Origin of the sequence: Serratia sp. MMO-28 (assembly GCF_037199905.1) — a bacterium.
GTDB lineage: Bacteria > Pseudomonadota > Gammaproteobacteria > Enterobacterales > Enterobacteriaceae > Chania > Chania oryzae.
In genome coordinates, this window is sequence record NZ_JBBCVB010000013.1 from 114,995 (window position 1) to 134,047 (window position 19,053).

The following is a 19,053-nucleotide window of genomic DNA, read 5'->3' on the forward strand; positions in this document are numbered from 1 at the left end:
ATTTCACATGTGCGATGAAATAAGGGATTCCCTTGTGGGCGAGCGTAGCATTTTTGCCATTGCGCCAGTTTTTCCTATTATATCTTGGGCTGCGATCTGCTTATCAATAATAATCATTGATAGCGCATTAGTGCCCGCGATTGCAGATGCTGGAATTCCAACTCGCTTCAATACGGATTTTATCATTAATAAAAATGGTACACCCGTGGATTTGTCTCGTTTTGAGCATGGTAACCCATTGGTTCCCGGGAAATATCGGTTGGATATTTATATAAACCAAAAGTCTATGGGTATACAAGAAATTACCATTGAACTGGACGGTAATAACGAACCGGTTTTTTGCTTTAATCCAGAGAATATCGATAGTTTGGGTGTCGATAAGCCACTTGAGAAGCATGAGAATACCTCGTGTATTGATATACTGCATTGGGTGCCTCATAGCAAAGTTAATTTTGAACCGTCAGGTTTGAAACTGGAAGTAAATATTCCCCAGGCATATTTACGCAAATTTGACCATAACTACGTCGCGCCTGATAAAGCCGACGCTGGCGTAATGGCGGCATTTGTTGACTATAACACCAATATTTGGCGTGCATCTTCGTCAGGTAACACGCAGACGCAATATTATGCGGGGTTAAATACTGGGCTCAATCTAGCCAATTGGCGCTTGCGCCATAATGGTTTTTATAACCAGAGCATCAGTTCGATGGGAACCAAGAGAAAATACACGTCGAACAGTAATTACTTGCAGCGTGATATCGCCTTCCTGAAGGCTCAGTTGACGTTAGGCCAATACTATACGGCACCAGATTTGTTCGACAGTTTTTCTTACAGCGGTCTCCAATTGGCTTCTGATGACCGTATGCTGCCGGATTCTCAAAGGGGCTTTGCACCGACCATTTACGGCACAGCGGAAACCAATGCGCAGATCACGGTACGGCAGGGCGACAATATTCTTTATCAAACCAGCGTGACGCCCGGGCCTTTCGTCATCGATAAGCTTTATGGCAGCGGCTATGCCGGGGATATGGAAGTCATGGTGACTGAAGCCGATGGGCGCCAGCGTAGCTTTACCGTGCCTTTTGCTACGGTGCCGCAGTTATTGCGCCCAGCGGTTGCGCGTTACAACCTGGTGATTGGTAGATACCGTGACGATCGATTAACTGAAACACCCACATTTTTACTCGGCACCTATCAACGTGGGTTTTCCAATTTGTGGACTGGGTATGCCGGTAGCACCCTATCGCAGAATTATCAGGCGGGCCAGATAGGATTGGCGCTGAGTACCGGATTAGGCGTGTTCGCGGTGGATGTAACGCATTCGGATGCCACCGTTCCTGTTGCAGGTAGCCAGCACAAAGCTCATGGGCAAAGTTATCGTTTCACCTACAGCAAATTGCTGGAAACGACGCAAACCAACTTCACGGTTGCCAGCTATCGCTTTTCCAGCAAGGGCTATTACAGCTTCACCGATTATGCGCAGTCTACGGGCTGCGTGGAGAGTGATGTGGTGATACCTGCCCGTCAACGCAGCCGCGTGCAGGTGAATCTCAGCCAAAGTTTGCCTGAGGGGTTCGGGAGTTTTTATCTGAGTGGCTCGGTTCAGAATTATTGGAACGTCGATCAAGGCAGAGATATGACATATCAACTGGGTTACTCAAATGCGTTTGCCTGGGGAAGCCTTAATTTGTCCGCAGGGCGCAGCCGCTCTGCGTATGGAGGGGATGAAACACAGTACATGCTGAACATTTCGCTGCCTCTCGGGCGTGCTAGAAGTTCGACTTATCTGACGAACTCGCTGACACACAGTGCTTCAGGGGGATGGAATGCGCAGACCGGTATTTCAGGTTCCCTGGGCGAAGAAAAACTGTTCAGTTATGGCTCCTATGCCAGCCGTAATTACCGCAATAACACCAATAACTATGGCGGAAATGTTCAGTACCGGGCTGATAAAGCCATGCTGACGGCAAGCACCAGCCACGGTAGCGGATATTCGCAGTATGGCTTGGGGCACTCGGTAGTGTGGTGATGCATCCGGGCGGAATAACACTCGGCCAGGCACAGGGGGAAACCAAGGCTGTGGTTTTCGCGCCGGGTGCCCATGGCGCGGCATTGCTCAACAGTAAAGGTGTGCGCATCGGCAGCCGCGGTTATGCCATTACTGCTGGATTGACACCTTATCGAGAGAATACGGTCACGCTCGATCCGAAAGATATTTCTAACAGTGTTGAACTTAAAGTGACCGAGCAAAAAACGGCACCACAATACGGGGCAATTATTATGCTGGATTACCCCACGGTTTCAGGCCGTCCGCTACTGCTGGTATTGCAGGATGATGCCGGGAATCCGCTTCCCATGGGGGCTGAGGTTTTTGATTATCAAGGTAACAGTTTGACATTTGTTGGCCAGGGAAGCCGGGTCTTTATGCGTACAAACGCATTGAGTGGGTATATTCAGATCCAATGGGGGCAAGGGGCAGGTCGACAATGCCGAGCTCATTATAACTTGCCTGCCAATATCGATGATAAGAGTACGGATATGATTCATATCACCGCGATCTGCCAGCGGACAGGATAACAACATGAAGCGAGTAGTGAATATCTGCCTGTTTGTGCTGCTGGCGATAGGGGGGGTGTTACCCGGTATGATGCAAGCTCAGGCTAGTTTAGTGGTCGGCAGTACCCGGCTAATTTATCCTGAAAATGCCAAAGAAATTACGGTACAGCTCACCAATCCGGAGCCAAAAGAGAAGTTGGCCCAGGTTTGGATTGATGCTGGCGATCCTGATGCCATGGCTGATAACTCCGATGTTCCTTTCTTAATTATGCCGCCATTAACGCGTATTGAAGGGCAGGGAACACATCGGTTCAGGGTGATGTTTACACAGCAGAGCGTTTTACCTAAAGATAGGGAGTCGCTGTTCTGGTTTAATGTGTTGGACATTCCCCCAATACATAGCATGGGTACTGATAATTATTTGGAGTTTAATTATCGCACGCGAATCAAGTTGTTTTATCGGCCTGTTGCTCTTGCGGGCAACGTCAATCACGCCGGGGAGTCCGTCAGATGGAAAGTGGTTGCTGATAATAAAGGCTTTAGGTTAAGGGGGGTTAATAGCAGCCCTTACTATGTGTCTCTGAATCGTGTTGTGCTGATGGATATCGGTAAACGTTACAGCTATACAGGTGAAATGATAGCGCCGAGAGGCAGCGTGGATTTTATCTTGCACGGGTTAAGCTCCACACCTTCAGAAAAGGCCCATATTGAGTATCAATGGATAGATGATTTTGGCGAGATACATCAACAGCGAGAGATTTTGCTGAACTAAATTATAAATTTTTCGGAAAACAGGTTATGTCTATATCCAGTGGTTACAAGGAAAAAATATATTTGACTGCATTTGCTTGCGCGGTTTTTCTTCAACTGCGTCCGGCAATGGCGAGTTGTTCATTTTATGGTGGTAATGGCTTGCAAAGCTATGTGATAAAATTAAATTCGTCCAATGCAATTGGCGATAATATTCATTTGGCACGCGATCAATTCAGCTTGGGCAGCACCATTGCTTCGGGGGTGACGCCTAATAGCGTAAACGGAGTTTATGCTATTTGTATAGGAAACAACACCTATTCTTATTATGTCGCTGGTGCAATGGGGTCTACCGTAGGTGGTTTAAAGAATGTTTTTCCTACTAATATACCGGGCGTGGGGTTGCGATTTTTTTTCCGTGATAATTCCGGGACTCTTTATCGTTTTGGAAATCAGGGTATTGTCGGAACAAGCAGTGCCATGAATTGGGGGTGGAGCCAGAATGGGAACACTTCTTGGGGAGCTGAAATTGTCCCTACCGGGCCGATCGGCAGCGGTACCTATGACGGAAGTTTAATGGCGGTATTTATCCTGGATAAGTTAACCGTGCTTAATCTCCGGGTAGCGCCTTTTACTATTACTGCAAGCAGTTGTAGCGCATCGACGACTCAGCCGGTGGTGGATTTGGGCAGGCACAGTAAGAAAGACTTCCCGACACAGGGCAGTACCACAGAGAAGAAGAATTTCAATATTGAGCTAACGGGGTGTTCAGAAAAAGGGCTATCAACCATCTCGTACACCTTAACGCCACTGAACAATATTGTTGATGCAAATCAGGCGGTAATGGCAATAACTGCCAAGCCTGAAGCTGCGGCCGGTGTTGGCGTAAAGGTGATGGATCAAAACGGCGCGCCTGTACGTTTCAACAGTGTTACCAATGTCCCCTCGTTTGTTCCAGGGAGCCAGGCTTTGACGATCCCATTCCAAGCGGCAATGTATCGTACTTCAGCGGCTCCAGTTGTCGCCGGGGTAGTTCATGCTCCTCTTACTTTTACTATGACATATCGCTAAATGTTAAAAGCGGTAACGGGTGTTAAGGAATATCGAAAAATACTATGATATTTATCGCGTTCATGTAAGCCGTTCCAAGAGCTAATAATCAAATCAAACCGTTAAATATAAGATTTATTGAAAATTATGCTGAAAGGAGATCTTGGTGGATATTGAAATGGACCATTCTTTTTCGTCAACATGGTATCCAGACAATATTGTTATTTTTGAAAAGAATCTCTTTTCAAGAAATGCCATTATTGATGCTGTAGAAAAAATTTATCCAGAAAGTAATGTGCTTTGTTTTGACTGTATGGCTAAAACGATGAGGTTTGTTACCGGGGCGCATTATTTACAGCACACGTCTCTGGCTATTATAGAATTTTCTGGGGATAAAAACTCCCCATTGCTGTTCTTTAATACTATGAGTGTGCATTTTTCAGCAAACAAAAAGCATGATTTAAAAGTGCTTATTTATACTTCCGTTGAGGATCGTTTTTTTATATCTTCTATGGCGAAATTTATTTCTGGTGGTATTGTTTTTAAAAGTGAGCCGATTTTATCTATGCAGCAGGTGCTTTATACTCTTGCTAATAGCAATAGTGTTGTATTGAGTGATAAAGTAAGTAAGCTATTAGAGAGCTATACCCCCAAAAAGTCCTCATGTGATGAATTAAGAGGGTATTTTTCCGAAATAGGCGAACACCGGTTATCCTTAAGCTCACGCAGGATTGATAGCAAATATAAAACGTTTTACTCAAGACGATATAACACGATAGCGAAAATTGGCTGTAAGAATGTCAGACAATACTCGCGATATCTATCAAAAATAGTGGGTAAGCTATCTGAATAAAAATGCGATATATGCCTCATAATTTTGGTTAGCGGTGTATACCGCAAGGGTCGGCTCATCTTTAGGCCGATTCACTTAGCACCCTCTCTCATGCTGGGTAAGACTATGTCGCTTTCGTCGAGTTGACGGGATAAAGCCAGCAATGGTTAGGGGCTAAGAAGAAATACCCATCAACAGGCCTTTATTTGATCAGATGTCAACCACCTTTCCGTCACGCCATTTCCCGCCTTCCGTTACAATCGCCTTTTCAGATCTTTTAGGTGAATTTAACGTGTGGCTTCTGATTATTACCACCATTTTGTGGGCTTTTTCTTTCAGCCTGATCGGCGAATATCTGGCAGGCCACGTCGATAGCTGGTTTTCGGTGCTGATGCGCGTCGGGTTGGCGGCATTGGTGTTCCTGCCGTTCCTGCGCTGGCGCAATATCCCACTGAAAGTGATCCTGCTATATATGCTGGTGGGGGCGTGCCAGCTCGGCATTATGTACCTGCTCAGCTTCCGCGCTTTTTTGTACCTGACGGTGCAGGAATTCCTGCTGTTCACCGTGCTGACGCCGCTGTATATCACGCTGATTTATGATCTGATCAGCGGCCGCCGTCTGCGCTGGGGGTATCTGTTCAGCGCGCTGCTGGCGGTGCTGGGAGCGGCAATCATCCGTTACCATCAGTTGAGCGAGCATTTCTGGTTTGGGCTGTTGTTGGTGCAGGCGGCGAATATCAGCTTTGCCATCGGCATGGTGGGGTACAAGCGGCTGATGGAAGTGCACCCGTTGCCGCAGCACACCGCATTTTCCTGGTTCTACCTGGGGGCGCTGGCGGTGGCGGTAATCGCCTGGTACCTGTGGGGCAACCCGAACCAACTGCCAACGACCCACCTGCAATGGGGGATCCTGGTGTGGCTGGGTGTGGTGGCTTCTGGGTTGGGTTACTTTATGTGGAACTACGGCGCAACGCAGGTGGATGCCGGCACGCTCGGCATTATGAACAACATGCATGTGCCCGCAGGGCTGCTGGTTAATCTGGCGATCTGGCAGCAGCAGCCGCACTGGACCAGCTTTATCATCGGCGGCGCGGTGATTGTGGCTTCGCTGTGGGTGCATCGCCGCTGGGTGGCTCCGCAGGCCACCCAATGATGACTTAAAGCTGGGGAGCCAGCGGTTTGACGTTGATAAAGCCCGCACCGGGGCGGGCGGCATCGCGCACGAACGGCAGATGTTCGCAGGCGTGCTGACGAGCGGAGCGGATAAAGGCTTCAATCACCGCCTGGCGCTGTTCGCCGTCACGCACGGCGGCATATAACCGGCTCCACAGGCCGTCGCCCAGGGTTTTGGTCACCACCAGGCCCTGGCGTTCAAAACTTTCCACCACCCAGTGCGGCAACGCGGCAATCCCCATGCGTGCCGACACCATCTGAATCAACAGCAGCGTGTTATCGACACTTTTCAACGTTGGGCTGACGCCTGCCGGTTGCAGAAAATGCCGCCAGATATCCAGCCGCTGGCGCTGTACCGGGTAAATCATCAGCGTTTCATCGCACAAATCTTCTGGTTCAATGCGCGGTTTGTTGGCCAGCGGATGATCGGGGGCCAGCACCAGTCGCACCTCAAAATCGAACATCGGTGAATAGTGCAGCCCGCTGCGCGGCAGGATATCTGAGGTCAGCACCACATCCAGTTCACCCTGTTGTAGAGCGGGCTGTGGATCAAAGGTAACACCTGATTTGAAGTCCATCACTACCTGCGGCCAGCTCTGATGGAAGCTGTCCAGCGCCGGGGTGAGCCACTGAATGCAACTGTGGCACTCAATGGCAATACGCAGCGTGGCCTGATGCGGTTCGTGGCAGGCTTGCAGCGCCTGCTGGACCTGCGGCAACACCCGCTCAGCCAACTGCAGCAGGATCTCGCCCTGTGCGCTAAAGCGCAGTGGCTGGCTTTTACGAACGAACAGCTTAAAGCCCAAACGCTGTTCCAGATCGCTGAACTGATGCGAAAGTGCAGATTGTGTCTGATGAAGTTGCGCGGCAGCGGCGGCCAGCGAGCCGGTATTGCGCAATGCCTGCAACGTCCTTAGGTGTTTCAGTTCGATCATGAGAGTCCTTCACAGTGACAGTGAACAAATTGCGCTTGTGGTTGATACAGTACCTGCGGATTATGGATGTGTAAACATCTGGATGGCTAAATGGGGAATACGACGATGACAGTTCTGAATCACACACTGGGTTTTCCACGCGTTGGTCTGCGTCGCGAACTGAAAAAAGCGCAGGAAAGTTACTGGGCAGGCAATTCAACGCAGGAAGAACTGCTGGCGGTTGGCCGCGAGCTGCGGGCTCGCCACTGGCAACAACAACAGCAAGCCGGGGTGGATTTGGTGCCGGTTGGCGATTTCGCCTGGTACGATCACGTGCTGACCACCAGCCTGCTGCTGGGCAACGTCCCGGCACGTCACCAGAATAAAGAGGGTTCCATCGACTTGGATACGCTGTTCCGTATCGGCCGTGGCCGTGCACCGACCGGTGAGCCGGCGGCAGCGGCAGAAATGACCAAATGGTTTAACACCAACTATCACTACATGGTGCCTGAGTTTACTCAAGGCCAGAAGTTCGCACTGAGCTGGACCCAACTGCTGGATGAAGTTGACGAAGCGCTGGCGCTGGGCCACCAGGTAAAACCGGTGCTGCTGGGGCCGGTAACCTATCTGTGGCTGGGCAAAGTGAAAGGCGAAGCGTTCGATCGCCTGTCACTGCTGAACGATATTCTGCCGGTGTATCAGCAAGTGCTGGCGGAACTGGCTAAGCGCGGTATTGAGTGGGTGCAGATCGATGAACCCGCGTTGGTGCTGGAATTGCCGCAGGCCTGGCTGGATGCTTTTAAACCGGCTTACGCGGCGCTGCAAGGCCAGGTTAAGCTGCTACTGACCACCTATTTTGACAGTGTGGGCCACAACCTCGACACCATTCGTGCTTTACCGGTGCAGGGGCTGCATGTGGATCTGGTGGCAGGCCATGATGATATTGCCGTACTGCACAACGCGCTGCCAAAAGAGTGGCTGCTTTCGCTGGGGGTGATCAACGGCCGCAACGTGTGGCGTGCCGATCTGAGCAGTTGGTTTACCCGCCTGCAACCGCTGGTGAACAGTCGCCCACTGTGGATTGCCACCTCTTGTTCGCTGCTGCACAGCCCGATCGATTTGAGTGTGGAAACTCGCCTGGATGAAGAGGTGAAAAGCTGGTTTGCCTTTGCTTTGCAAAAATGTGCGGAACTGGCGTTGCTGAGTGGCGCTTTGAATGCACCAGGGGCCAGCAAGCAGGCCGAACTGGACGCTTACAGTGCGCCGATCCGCACTCGCCGCCAGTCCAGCCGCGTGCATAATGCGCAGGTGGAACAGCGCCTTGCCGCCATCACCGCGAAAGATATTGAGCGCCAGCATCCATACCAGCAGCGTGCTCAGGCCCAGCGCGATCGCTTCAACCTGCCCGCCTGGCCCACCACCACCATTGGTTCCTTCCCGCAAACCACCGAGATCCGCGGCCTGCGTCTCGATTTCAAACAGGGCCGCCTGGACGGTAAAAATTACCGCACCAGCATCGGTGAGCACATCAAGCAGGCGATCGCTGAACAGGAACGGTTAGGGTTGGACGTGCTGGTGCACGGCGAAGCCGAGCGTAACGACATGGTGGAATACTTTGGCGAAAACCTCGATGGTTTTGTATTCACGCAAAACGGCTGGGTGCAGAGCTACGGTTCGCGCTGTGTGAAACCGCCGGTGATTATTGGTGATATCAGCCGCCCGCAGGCGATTACCGTTGAGTGGGCCAAGTTTGCCCAGTCGCTGACCAGCAAGCCGGTAAAAGGCATGCTGACCGGCCCGGTGACCATTCTTTGCTGGTCGTTCCCACGTGAAGACGTGACTCGCGAAGTGATTGCCAAGCAGATCGCGCTGGCGCTGCGCGACGAAGTGGCGGATTTGGAGCAAGCCGGTATCGGCATCATCCAGATCGACGAACCGGCATTACGTGAAGGCTTGCCGCTGCGCCGTTCGGATTGGGCTGCCTACCTGAAATGGGCGGTGGATGCCTTTAAACTGAACGCCGCCGTGGCGCAGGATGACACCCAGATCCACACCCACATGTGTTACTGCGAGTTCAACGACATCATGGATTCGATCGCGGCGCTGGATGCGGATGTGATCACCATCGAAACCTCACGTTCCGATATGGATCTGCTGGAGGCCTTCAAAGAGTTTGAATATCCGAACGAGATGGGGCCGGGGGTGTACGACATCCATTCACCGAACGTGCCGAGCGTGGAGTGGATCGAGGCGCTGCTGCGCAAAGCGGCGCAGAACATCCCGGCAGAGCGTCTGTGGGTTAACCCGGACTGCGGCCTGAAGACCCGCGGCTGGCCAGAAACCCGGCAGTCGCTGGCCAACATGGTGCTGGCGGCTCAGCGGCTGCGTGAACCGCAAGCCTAATACTCAATGATGTACTAGAGAGTTTTTCCAAGGGCGCTTCGGTGCCCTTTTGCTGTTTAGAACGGCAATACGCGCGAAAACTCCCCGGAAGGCGTGTTCCCCAAGGTTGCGTTACAAAAACAGCAATCAGCGCTTGAATCAAAGCTAGCCAGTGAACTGATTGCCAAGCAAAAAAACACCCTGCACCCAAGCTTGAAAGAGTATCAACGTCCCGTGCTGATGTGGCAGACCGAAAAATTTACCATCCGCATCGACCAACTGAACAATGGCAAGTATCGCTATGCCTCTTGGGCAAAGGGAAATCCGATAAGTGAAAAACCGGATCTGGTGCTGAAAAATGGCGAGGTAAAATTCAATGGCAGTGGTGGCAATCACACGTTTCAATTTCAAAGCGGCCCCTACCTATATGAATGCCAGGTAACGGTGTTAGGTACCCGTGATAGTCCGCCGGGTGTGCTGCTGGTGTATAAAAGTGGGACATTAATCGTGCAACAGCCGGTGCTCAAAGTGCAATAGCGTTACTGAGTGCAGGTGTCATATCAAGCGCATGTGAGGTAGCACCACAAAGTAAATCAGGGGCGAAGGTGCCCCTGACAATTATTTCACACCCACCACACCGTGCTGGATAAACCAACTGAGCATGCGTTGCCAGCCGTCGGCAGAGGCCTCGGCGTGATAGCTTGGGCGGTAATCGGCATGGAACGCATGCCCCGCCTCGGGGTAAACCACGATCTCGGCATCGGCGTTGGCTGCGCGGATCGCTTGGCGCATGCTTTCCACCGTTTCCAGCGGAATACTGCTATCCTGGCCGCCATACAGGCCGAGCACCGGTGCGGAAAGATGCGTTGCGATATCTACCGGGTGCTTTGGTGAGTTCAGGGTTTTATCCCCCACCAGTTTACCGTACCAGGCTACCGCGGCTTTCAACTGCGGATTATGTGCGGCATACAACCAGGTGATGCGCCCGCCCCAGCAGAAACCGGTGATCGCCAGTTTGTTGGCATCGCCGCCGTGTCGCGTTGCCCAGTGGGCAGCATGATCCAGATCGGCCAGCACTTGCTTGTCTGGCACTTTGCTGACCAGATTTTGCAGAAGATCGCTGATTTCGCTGTAATCCTTGGCATCCCCTTGGCGGAAATAGAGTTCCGGGGCAATCGCCAGATAGCCCTGCTTCGCCAGGCGGCGGCACAGATCCTGAATATGTTCATGCACGCCGAAAATCTCCTGCACCACCAAAATCACCGGAAGTGGCCCGGGGTGATCGGCAGGTTTGGCGATATACGCCGGGAGATCGTCGCCCTGTGAAGGAATGGTGGTTTCCCCGGTATGGATGCCCTGATGGTCGGTTTGCATCGTCGATGCGGCTGGCGGTGTCACCGCCGGGGCAAATCCCCCCTGAGCCTGCTTTAGTATCATCTCTTGTTCGGTTTTCATTGCGGTCTCCATGCAATCAATAGAGAAAAGCTCGGGAAGGGTTAACTATAGGAAAGATTACCGCTTATTGGCACCTTGTGGAGCATTTTCAGACAAGGTGATAAAAAACGGCAAATTATCCGGCGTTATCACATTTTCACTGTTTCTTTATCATGCTATGTCGGGTTTTCGCCTGTGTTTTGGTCATCAAGATGGTAGACGTGTTGCGGTGCTTTATCGGCGGCAGAATCGGTGATCAGCTGCAAGGCCAGCCGAGGGGGTATTCGCTAAACTGAGCCGATCGCTCAACGTATCTTGACCAATATGTGATTTTTATCACGAAAAAATTGTAATTTAATTTTCGTTTCTTATTTAATGGTGAATTAATTCACAAAAATAGCCGGAGATTTTCAGTAGAGTATTTTTTTGTTCCTCCCAATCAACAGGATCCAAGAGGAGTCTTCTATGTCTCAATCTGACGTTTTCCACCTCGGCCTCACTAAAAACGATTTACACGGGGCTACGCTTGCCATCGTCCCTGGTGATCCACAGCGCGTAGAGAAAATTGCCAAGCTGATGGAAAACCCGGTGCACCTGGCAACACATCGCGAATTTACTTCATGGCGTGCAGAGCTGGATGGCAAAGCGATCATCGTCTGTTCTACCGGTATTGGTGGCCCATCGACGTCGATCGCGGTTGAAGAACTGGCGCAGCTTGGTATTCGCACTTTCTTACGTATCGGTACCACCGGTGCCATTCAGGCCCACATCAACGTGGGTGATGTGCTGGTGACCACGGCGGCAGTGCGCCTCGACGGTGCCAGCCTGCACTTTGCGCCGCTGGAGTTCCCGGCGGTGGCCGACTTTGACTGCACCACGGCGCTGGTCGCCGCTGCCAAGGCCAGCGGTGCCACGACCCATATTGGCGTTACCGCCTCTTCCGACACTTTCTACCCTGGTCAGGAGCGTTACGATACCTATTCCGGCCGGGTGGTCAGCCGTTTCAAAGGCTCAATGGCGGAGTGGCAGGCCATGGGCGTGATGAACTATGAAATGGAGTCCGCCACCCTGCTGACCATGTGCGCCAGCCAGGGCCTGCGTGCTGGGATGGTGGCGGGAGTGATCGTCAACCGTACCCAGCAGGAGATCCCTGACGCGGAAACCATGAAGAAAACCGAAAGCCAGGCCGTGCAGATTGTGGTTGAGGCCGCCCGTCACCTGTTGTAACCCTTTGCCCATTCCGGGCCGTTGCACGGCCCGTTTTTCCATCCTGCAGTAATCTGTTACGGTAGGGGCCACTTGCGTCTCGAATCCGGCTGTTTTTGCGCTGGTACCTGTGATGACATTTTCCCAAGATAATCGCTATAAGGATGCCTATGACCGCTCAGACCCTGCTTCATCCTTCATTGGCCCCGCTTGACGGTGGTATCAACTTCCGCGATCTCGGCGGTAACCGCGTGGCGGATGGCCGCCGTATCAAGCCTGGTTTGTTGTTCCGTTCCGGCTCACTGGAGCGCCTGACCGAAAGCGACTGCGCCTTTCTGGCTGGCGTGCCGGTACGTTCGGTGCTTGATTACCGTGATGCCGATGAAGTGCAGGCTAAGCCGGATGTGCTGTGGCAGGGGGCGGATTACCACAACTTCCCGGCGAACCCGCTCAGCAATGAAGTGAATGCCAACCTGGAAAAACTCACCAGTGAAACGCTGGCCGGGTTCAATGCCCAGGCGTTTATGTTGGAACTGTACCGTCGCCTGCCGTTTAACAATGCGGCATACCGTCAACTGACACAATTACTGATCACGCCGCAGCCAGGGGCGATTGTGCAACACTGTGCGGTGGGCAAAGATCGTACCGGAGTGGGGGCGGCGTTGGTGCTGCTGGCGCTGGGGGCGGATGAGGCTACGGTGGTTGAAGATTATCTGCTGACCGAAACCACGCTGGCGGCTTTTCGTGAACATATGCTGGAGCAGCTCTCACGGCGTTTGAATACGGCCGCGTTGGCGCAATTTGCTCAGGTACTGAGTGCGCGCGAAGAGTATCTGATGGCGGCGCTGGGTTGCATTCGCGAGCAGTATGGTTCTGCCGATCGTTGGTTGGAAAGTGAATATGGGCTGGGGCAACACCAGCGTGAACAACTGCAAGCATTCTATCTGGAACAGTAATAACGGCATGTTTAGCCAGGGTTTAACCAAGGCGGGCTGGCATTGCGTATCCTTGGAGCTGGATTTTTTCTCTAAAGGAGCCTGCTATTGAGCCTCAATGATATTGTCTATTGGGTCAGCGACGTTGTGCGACAGCACGAAGGCTGGGCCATTCCGATTATCTTCTTTCTGGCCTTCGGTGAATCACTGGCTTTCATCTCGCTCTTATTGCCTGCCACGGTCATTCTGCTGGCGTTGGGGGCTTTGATCGGTGAGAGCGGCATTGCCTTCTGGCCGATTTGGGCCGCCGCCGCCGCGGGGGCATTTTTGGGTGACTGGCTTTCCTATTGGGTGGGTTATCACTATCAGGATCGCGTTGCTCATATGTGGCCGCTGTCGCGTAATCCACAACTGCTGGTGCGTGGCCATGCGTTTTTTGAACGCTGGGGCGTGCTGGGCATCTTTTTTGGCCGTTTCTTTGGCCCACTGCGCGCGGTAGTGCCGCTGGTGGGCGGGATCTGCGGGATGCCGCAAGCGTCTTTCCAGATTGCCAATATTACTTCGGCGATGATTTGGGCATTCGGTATCCTCGCGCCGGGCGTCTACGGCATTAAATGGCTTAGCCAGTGGATGGGGTAGGCGCGTTAAGTGAGTGCTCCCCTGCTGTTGCAGGGGAGTGACAATATTTCGGCATCTATACCCTTCATACTTCAAGTTGCTTGGGTGTTGGCTGCGTTACTCGGCCCATATTGGGCCTCGCCCCTTCGGGGCCGCTGCAAGCAGCGTTCAAATCTGCTTGCGCAGATTTGTCACTCACCCTAGTCACTTACTTGAGTAAGCTCCTAGGGATTCATTCAGTTGCCGCCTACAAGCAACTCGAATTATTTTGGGTATATTGTGAGTTCGCATTACGTTATTTATTAACGTTTGCAGATAGAGTGAGAATGCGATCACGAATTTGTCGTTAATTTGCTTTTTTTACTTCCCTTATTTTTCTGAGATGTTAATTTTTCATCAAGTGGATTGTTACTGTTAATAAACAGGCAAAACCCAAACCTTCTTGACATAAATGTCAGGGGTTTGGGTTTTTTTTTGCTCTGATTATTGATGATACTCCACCAATGATTAATTAAATTAACCTATTTGAGTCATGGAGTATCAGATGAAAATAAAAACATGGTTATTGGCTTCTCTGCTTTCTCTTTCTTTTGCCACCACATCCAATGCGTTTGCGGCTGCGGACGATAACGTGACGATTTACTTCGCCCGCCATGGGAAAACCATACTCAATACTTATGATCGCGTTCAAGGGTGGGCGGATTCTCCACTGACGGCATCGGGGCTCGAAACCGCCCGCTATCTTGGCGCAGGCTTAAAGGATATTCCGTTCGAACGTTATTACACCAGCGATGCTGGCCGCCAGCGCGAAACCATGCAGGTGATCCTCAAGGAAATGGGCAAGTCAGACGTTAAAGTGACGGAGTTGCCTGATTTACGCGAAATGTTCTTTGGCGGGTTTGAAGGCTTACCGAACCCAGACATGGCGAATGCTGCCGCCAAGAAAATGGGCATGGCCTCTGGGGCGGTGATGTTCCAACAGGCGGGGGAAGGTAAGATCGATCTTATCACGATGGTCAACGCCATCAGCCAAAGCGATGAGAAAAAGGAAGCAGAAAACGCGCTACAGGTAAAAACCCGCATGCAGCGTGCATTACACTCCATTGTGCAGGATGCATTAAAGGCTGGAGACAAGAACGTGTTGGCGGTTTCTTCCGGGCTATCGATGCTGATGATGGTTTCAGATATGACTGATAACCCGAATAAGAATAAGCCACTGGCTAATGCTGCGGTAGTCAAGATTACTTATAAAGATGGTAAATATACGGTAACCGATTTGGGGGATATGAGTTATGTCGCCAAAGGGAAAGAAGCGTTAAATAAAGGCCGTTAATACCTCAGAGATATTAAAAATAAATGTCAGGGTGATAATATTAAATCCCCTGGCAGGTTTTTCTATGCCAATTCCAGGGGATAACAATAATGAAAAATTATGCTTCATGGTGTTTGATTACCATTTCTTTATTTTCTGCAGCGGCTCACGCTGCCGATGACGGCGTATTTTCCTCACCTTTCTTTACTGACAGCAAGGCGGAATTATCGCTGAAGAATTATTGGAAATACCTGAAAGAGGACGCCGCCAACCCAACCACGGTGCATAACGCCTGGGGGCAAGGGGTGGCGTTGGGGTATCAGTCCGGTTATCTGGCCGACACTCTCGGGGTGAATGTCGATTACTACAGCGCGGTAAAACTGGGGGCCAGTGATTATTTCAACTCGCGCGGAGTGCTGTACAACAATGGCCCTGGCAACAGCAAAGATAATGCGACCGGTTTCAGCAAATTCGGCCAGCGCTATCTCAAACTGAAGGGAGAGGTTGGTGATGCGGCACTGAATGCTCAGTTCGGCTGGCAGACGTTGCGTAATTATGGCGTGATCTCCAATTCAACCCGCCTTTCACCCACCACATATCTGGGGTGGTCTGGGGGCGTGGCGAGGGACGGCTTATCACTGCGTGGGGCCTACGTCGAGCGCTCCATGGAGCGTAACTCGCCAGACAGCCTGCGCCTGCAAACTAACGACGGCCGTGAGATCAACCACCTTGCCAGCGGGGAATTGGGTTATGAGAATAGCCAGTTCAACGGCCAACTGGCTTACGGTGAGTCGCAGAATTACCTGCGCCGCCAGATCCTGCGCGTGGCGCTGAAACCCAATAACAATCTCAGCTTGGGCAGCCAGATTTATACCACTCAGGCATTGGATGATTACAAAGACATGGCGTTGAGCAGGCGCAATTTCGATCGTAATGCCAACCACTATGCTTTTGATGCCAAATGGCAGGAGAAGCTGTGGAGCCTCAAACTCGGTATTGCTCACACGCGGGCCCCGAAGGGCGGCGGTGAGCTTGGCTTGTACCCGCGTCATATGGCGAAAAACTCACGTGGTACCTTCACCTCCATGGCTTATGCCGGTGAAGACTATATGCGCGATGGCGAAACCATGCTGGCGTCCATTGCCGAATATTATATTACGCCTGAATTCACCGCAGGATTGACTGGCATTTACAGCCAGTTTGGTTACCAGAGTGCAACGGTGCGTACCGGTGAGGTGAATATTTTTGGCCGCTGGGCGCCATCTCATCCGAAGCTGAAGAATCTGACGGTATTTGCGATGGTCGGCCCCGGCTGGTCCTATAAGAACGTGAATAAAACGCCGATATTATCTCAGGGAGATTACCTCACGTCGCATTCGCTGGGGGCGGAGTTTATCGCCGAGTATCGTTTCAAACTGTTTTAACCCCGCTTTTTCAAATAAAAACACGCTGGACATCCATACAGGCTCCCTTTAACGTGGCAGGCAACGCAATGACATAGGTTTAGGGGGCAGGGTGGAGTCCAGTTTAGTTTACGGTATTGGCGGTGTGGCGATCGGTATGCTGCTGGGCTGGCTGATCGCCTGCTTATGGCTGCAACGGCACAATGCTCAGCATGAGACCGAGTTGCGCTTGCTGGAACAATCTTTGCAGCAGGCACAGCAGGAAATCGCCACCCGCCAGGAGGCGCTGCAACGCCAGGAACAACAACTACGGCACAACGAGCTGGAACTGCGCCAACTGCATAGCCAGGTGGCCGCGGGGCAGGAACGTATGCAGCAGCTCAATCACTGGCGCAATGAATGTGAGCAGTTGAATCAGGAACTGCGTGCCCAGCGTGAAGTGAACAGCGCCCAGGAAGCAGAACTGCGTGAAGTGACCATTCGCCTGGAAGAAACCCGCATGGCCGCCGAAGAGAAACAGCGGCTGCTGATCAACAGCGAACAACGGCTGACCAGTCAATTCGAAAACCTGGCAAATCGCATTTTTGAACACAGTGGCCGCAAGGTGGATGAGCAAAACAGGCAAAGTCTCGATCGCCTGCTGTTGCCGCTGCGCGAGCAGTTGGACGGTTTCCGCCGCCAGGTGCAGGACAGCTTTGGCCAGGAGGCCCGCGAACGCCATACGTTGACGCACGAAATTCGTAATCTGCAGCAACTGAATGCGCAGATGGCGCGTGAAGCGCTTAACCTCACCAAGGCATTGAAAGGCGACAACAAGACCCAGGGTAACTGGGGCGAAGTGGTGCTGAGCCGGGTGCTGGAGGCTTCCGGGCTGCGCGAAGGGCACGAATATGAAACGCAGGTTAACGTGCGGCTGGATCATCAAAGCCGTATGCAGCCTGATGTGATCGTGCGTTTACCCCAGGGCAAAGACGTGGTGATTGATGCCAAAATGTCGCTGGTGGCTTACGAGCGCTACTTCAATGGTGAAGACGAACTGGAGCGCGAAGCGGCGCTGAGTGAGCATATTGCGTCGCTGCGTGGCCATATCCGCCTGTTGGGCCGTAAAGACTATCAACAACTGCCTGGCCTGCGTTCGCTGGATTATGTCCTGATGTTTATCCCGGTGGAGCCCGCGTTCCTGCTGGCGATAGATCGCGAGCCGGAACTGATTAGCGAAGCCTTGAAACACAACATTATGCTGGTGAGCCCCACCACGCTGCTGGTCGCGTTGCGTACCATCAGCAATCTATGGCGTTACGAGCACCAGAGCCAGAATGCCCAACGCATTGCCGATCGCGCAGCCCGGCTGTATGACAAGATGCGCCTGTTTGTTGACGATATGTCTGCGCTGGGGCAAAGCCTGGATAAAGCGCAGGGCAGTTATCGCCAGGCGATGAGCAAACTGAGCGAAGGGCGTGGTAACCTTATCAGCCGGATCGAAGGTTTTCGTGCGCTGGGGGTGGAGGTCAAACGGCCGATCCAGCCACTGCTGGCGCAGCAGGCCAGTGGCCAGTACGACAATACCGATGATGAGGGCAGCGCGTTACCCGAAGTTGCCGACGATGATAACACCGAAGAACCACGCTCCGCGTCGCAGGGGTGAAAGCCGCTGCAAGGTGGGGTATTTCGTGGGTTTCTGGTACACTCCACCACACAAAATTGACTGAATAGCAGGCAGGACAATGGCAGATCAAGCGCAGGAAACCACCGATTTTGGTTTTCGCACCGTGGCAAGAGAAGAGAAACAGGCCATGGTGGCCAATGTTTTCCACTCAGTGGCCGCAAAGTATGACGTGATGAACGACCTGATGTCGTTTGGTATCCACCGTATCTGGAAGCGTTTTACCATTGATTGCAGCGGCGTGCGCCGTGGGCAGCGCGTGCTGGATCTGGCGGGCGGCACCGGCGATCTGGCGGCCAAGTTCTCCCGTATGGTGGGGGAACAGGGGCAGGTGATCCTGGCGGATATCAACGACTCCATGCTGAAAATGGGGCGCGAGAAACTACGCGATCTCGGCATCGTCGGCAACATCAATTATGTGCAAGCCAATGCCGAAGCCCTGCCGTTCCCAGACAACTATTTCGATTGCATCACCATCTCATTTGGCCTGCGCAACGTTACCGATAAAGACAAAGCGCTGCGCTCGATGTTCCGCGTGCTGAAGCCGGGCGGCCGCCTGCTGGTGCTGGAGTTCTCCAAACCGCTGATTGAGCCGCTGAGCAAAGCTTACGATGCTTACTCTTTCCACGTGTTGCCAAAAATCGGTGAGCTGGTAGTGAAAGATCCGGACAGCTACCGCTATCTGGCGGAATCGATCCGTATGCACCCGGATCAGGATACGCTGAAAGGAATGATGGACGCTGCCGGTTTTGAAAATGTCAGCTATTTCAACCTGACCGGGGGCATTGTTGCCCTGCACCGGGGCTTCAAGTTCTGATATGGACA

Annotated in this window: 16 protein-coding genes and 1 pseudogene; 15 read left to right on the forward strand and 2 right to left on the reverse strand. The window is 52.3% G+C overall.

The window, feature by feature from the left end:
* Window positions 1-7: 7 nt before the first annotated feature.
* The 6 genes and pseudogenes from WG891_RS13450 to WG891_RS13475 all read left to right on the forward strand — a co-directional run.
* Window positions 8-2,223, forward strand: a pseudogene (locus tag WG891_RS13450) (fimbria/pilus outer membrane usher protein); the annotation flags it as partial.
* Window positions 2,224-2,280: 57 nt separating this feature from the next.
* Complete coding sequence (locus WG891_RS13455; RefSeq protein ID WP_337263198.1) at window positions 2,281-2,577, forward strand: FimD/PapC C-terminal domain-containing protein; 297 nt, start codon at window positions 2,281-2,283, stop codon at window positions 2,575-2,577.
* A 4-nt stretch (window positions 2,578-2,581) separates the two neighbouring features.
* Window positions 2,582-3,328, forward strand: coding sequence for a fimbrial biogenesis chaperone (locus tag WG891_RS13460; protein WP_337263169.1), 747 nt, complete (start codon window positions 2,582-2,584; stop codon window positions 3,326-3,328).
* 26 nt (window positions 3,329-3,354) lie between these two features.
* Window positions 3,355-4,377 carry a fimbrial protein gene (locus tag WG891_RS13465; RefSeq protein WP_337263170.1) on the forward strand — a complete coding sequence of 341 codons (1,023 nt, stop codon included), beginning with the start codon at window positions 3,355-3,357 and terminating at the stop codon, window positions 4,375-4,377.
* A 145-nt stretch (window positions 4,378-4,522) separates the two neighbouring features.
* Window positions 4,523-5,209, forward strand: a complete 687-nt coding sequence (locus WG891_RS13470) for a hypothetical protein (protein ID WP_337263171.1) — start codon at window positions 4,523-4,525, stop codon at window positions 5,207-5,209.
* Window positions 5,210-5,480: 271 nt separating this feature from the next.
* Window positions 5,481-6,341 carry a carboxylate/amino acid/amine transporter gene (locus WG891_RS13475; protein WP_076943580.1) on the forward strand — a complete coding sequence of 287 codons (861 nt, stop codon included), beginning with the start codon at window positions 5,481-5,483 and terminating at the stop codon, window positions 6,339-6,341.
* Between the two features lie 4 nt (window positions 6,342-6,345).
* Here WG891_RS13475 and metR read toward each other — a convergent pair whose 3' ends face one another.
* A complete protein-coding gene (gene metR, locus WG891_RS13480) occupies window positions 6,346-7,296 on the reverse strand; it encodes an HTH-type transcriptional regulator MetR (protein WP_156294197.1) in 951 nt (316 codons plus the stop codon).
* Window positions 7,297-7,401: 105 nt separating this feature from the next.
* On the opposite strand from metR, the gene metE reads away from it, so the two are divergent.
* Together metE and WG891_RS13490 are read left to right on the forward strand one after the other, a co-directional pair.
* Window positions 7,402-9,678 (forward strand): 5-methyltetrahydropteroyltriglutamate--homocysteine S-methyltransferase, encoded by a 2,277-nt coding sequence (gene metE / locus WG891_RS13485; RefSeq protein WP_337263172.1) that lies wholly within the window; start codon window positions 7,402-7,404, stop codon window positions 9,676-9,678.
* 93 nt (window positions 9,679-9,771) lie between these two features.
* The gene (locus tag WG891_RS13490) at window positions 9,772-10,194 is read left to right on the forward strand and encodes a hypothetical protein (RefSeq protein ID WP_337263173.1); all 423 of its coding nucleotides are present in this window, start codon (window positions 9,772-9,774) and stop codon (window positions 10,192-10,194) included.
* An 81-nt stretch (window positions 10,195-10,275) separates the two neighbouring features.
* Here the strand turns inward: WG891_RS13490 and WG891_RS13495 are convergent, their stop codons facing one another.
* The gene (locus WG891_RS13495) at window positions 10,276-11,112 is read right to left on the reverse strand and encodes a dienelactone hydrolase family protein (protein WP_337263174.1); all 837 of its coding nucleotides are present in this window, start codon (window positions 11,110-11,112) and stop codon (window positions 10,276-10,278) included.
* 444 nt (window positions 11,113-11,556) lie between these two features.
* Here WG891_RS13495 and udp point away from each other — a divergent pair, with 444 nt between their 5' ends.
* The 7 genes from udp to ubiE all read left to right on the forward strand — a co-directional run bounded on the left by udp (window position 11,557) and on the right by ubiE (window position 19,045).
* Window positions 11,557-12,318, forward strand: coding sequence for a uridine phosphorylase (gene udp / locus WG891_RS13500; RefSeq protein WP_337263175.1), 762 nt, complete (start codon window positions 11,557-11,559; stop codon window positions 12,316-12,318).
* Window positions 12,319-12,467: 149 nt separating this feature from the next.
* Complete coding sequence (locus WG891_RS13505) at window positions 12,468-13,253, forward strand: tyrosine-protein phosphatase (protein ID WP_337263176.1); 786 nt, start codon at window positions 12,468-12,470, stop codon at window positions 13,251-13,253.
* An 87-nt stretch (window positions 13,254-13,340) separates the two neighbouring features.
* Window positions 13,341-13,871 (forward strand): DedA family protein, encoded by a 531-nt coding sequence (locus WG891_RS13510; RefSeq protein ID WP_337263177.1) that lies wholly within the window; start codon window positions 13,341-13,343, stop codon window positions 13,869-13,871.
* A gap of 529 nt (window positions 13,872-14,400) precedes the next feature.
* Entirely contained in the window at window positions 14,401-15,183 is a 783-nt protein-coding gene (locus WG891_RS13515) for a histidine phosphatase family protein (RefSeq protein WP_337263199.1), read from the forward strand.
* Between the two features lie 89 nt (window positions 15,184-15,272).
* Window positions 15,273-16,586 carry an OprD family outer membrane porin gene (locus WG891_RS13520; RefSeq protein ID WP_337263178.1) on the forward strand — a complete coding sequence of 438 codons (1,314 nt, stop codon included), beginning with the start codon at window positions 15,273-15,275 and terminating at the stop codon, window positions 16,584-16,586.
* Window positions 16,587-16,677: 91 nt separating this feature from the next.
* A complete protein-coding gene (gene rmuC / locus WG891_RS13525) occupies window positions 16,678-18,210 on the forward strand; it encodes a DNA recombination protein RmuC (RefSeq protein WP_337263179.1) in 1,533 nt (510 codons plus the stop codon).
* 79 nt (window positions 18,211-18,289) lie between these two features.
* Window positions 18,290-19,045: a bifunctional demethylmenaquinone methyltransferase/2-methoxy-6-polyprenyl-1,4-benzoquinol methylase UbiE gene (gene ubiE / locus WG891_RS13530; RefSeq protein WP_337263180.1), complete on the forward strand. Its 756-nt coding sequence runs from the start codon at window positions 18,290-18,292 to the stop codon at window positions 19,043-19,045.
* The last annotated feature ends 8 nt before the right edge of the window (window positions 19,046-19,053 follow it).

Coding starts and splice junctions, on each gene's coding strand:
- WG891_RS13455 (WP_337263198.1), top strand. CDS start 2,281: ATGCTGGATTACCCCACGGTTTCAGGCCGTCCGCTACTGCTGGTATTG.
- WG891_RS13460 (WP_337263169.1), top strand. CDS start 2,582: ATGAAGCGAGTAGTGAATATCTGCCTGTTTGTGCTGCTGGCGATAGGG.
- WG891_RS13465 (WP_337263170.1), top strand. CDS start 3,355: ATGTCTATATCCAGTGGTTACAAGGAAAAAATATATTTGACTGCATTT.
- metR (WP_156294197.1), bottom strand. CDS start 7,296: ATGATCGAACTGAAACACCTAAGGACGTTGCAGGCATTGCGCAATACC.
- metE (WP_337263172.1), top strand. CDS start 7,402: ATGACAGTTCTGAATCACACACTGGGTTTTCCACGCGTTGGTCTGCGT.
- WG891_RS13495 (WP_337263174.1), bottom strand. CDS start 11,112: ATGAAAACCGAACAAGAGATGATACTAAAGCAGGCTCAGGGGGGATTT.
- udp (WP_337263175.1), top strand. CDS start 11,557: ATGTCTCAATCTGACGTTTTCCACCTCGGCCTCACTAAAAACGATTTA.
- WG891_RS13505 (WP_337263176.1), top strand. CDS start 12,468: ATGACCGCTCAGACCCTGCTTCATCCTTCATTGGCCCCGCTTGACGGT.
- WG891_RS13520 (WP_337263178.1), top strand. CDS start 15,273: ATGAAAAATTATGCTTCATGGTGTTTGATTACCATTTCTTTATTTTCT.
- ubiE (WP_337263180.1), top strand. CDS start 18,290: ATGGCAGATCAAGCGCAGGAAACCACCGATTTTGGTTTTCGCACCGTG.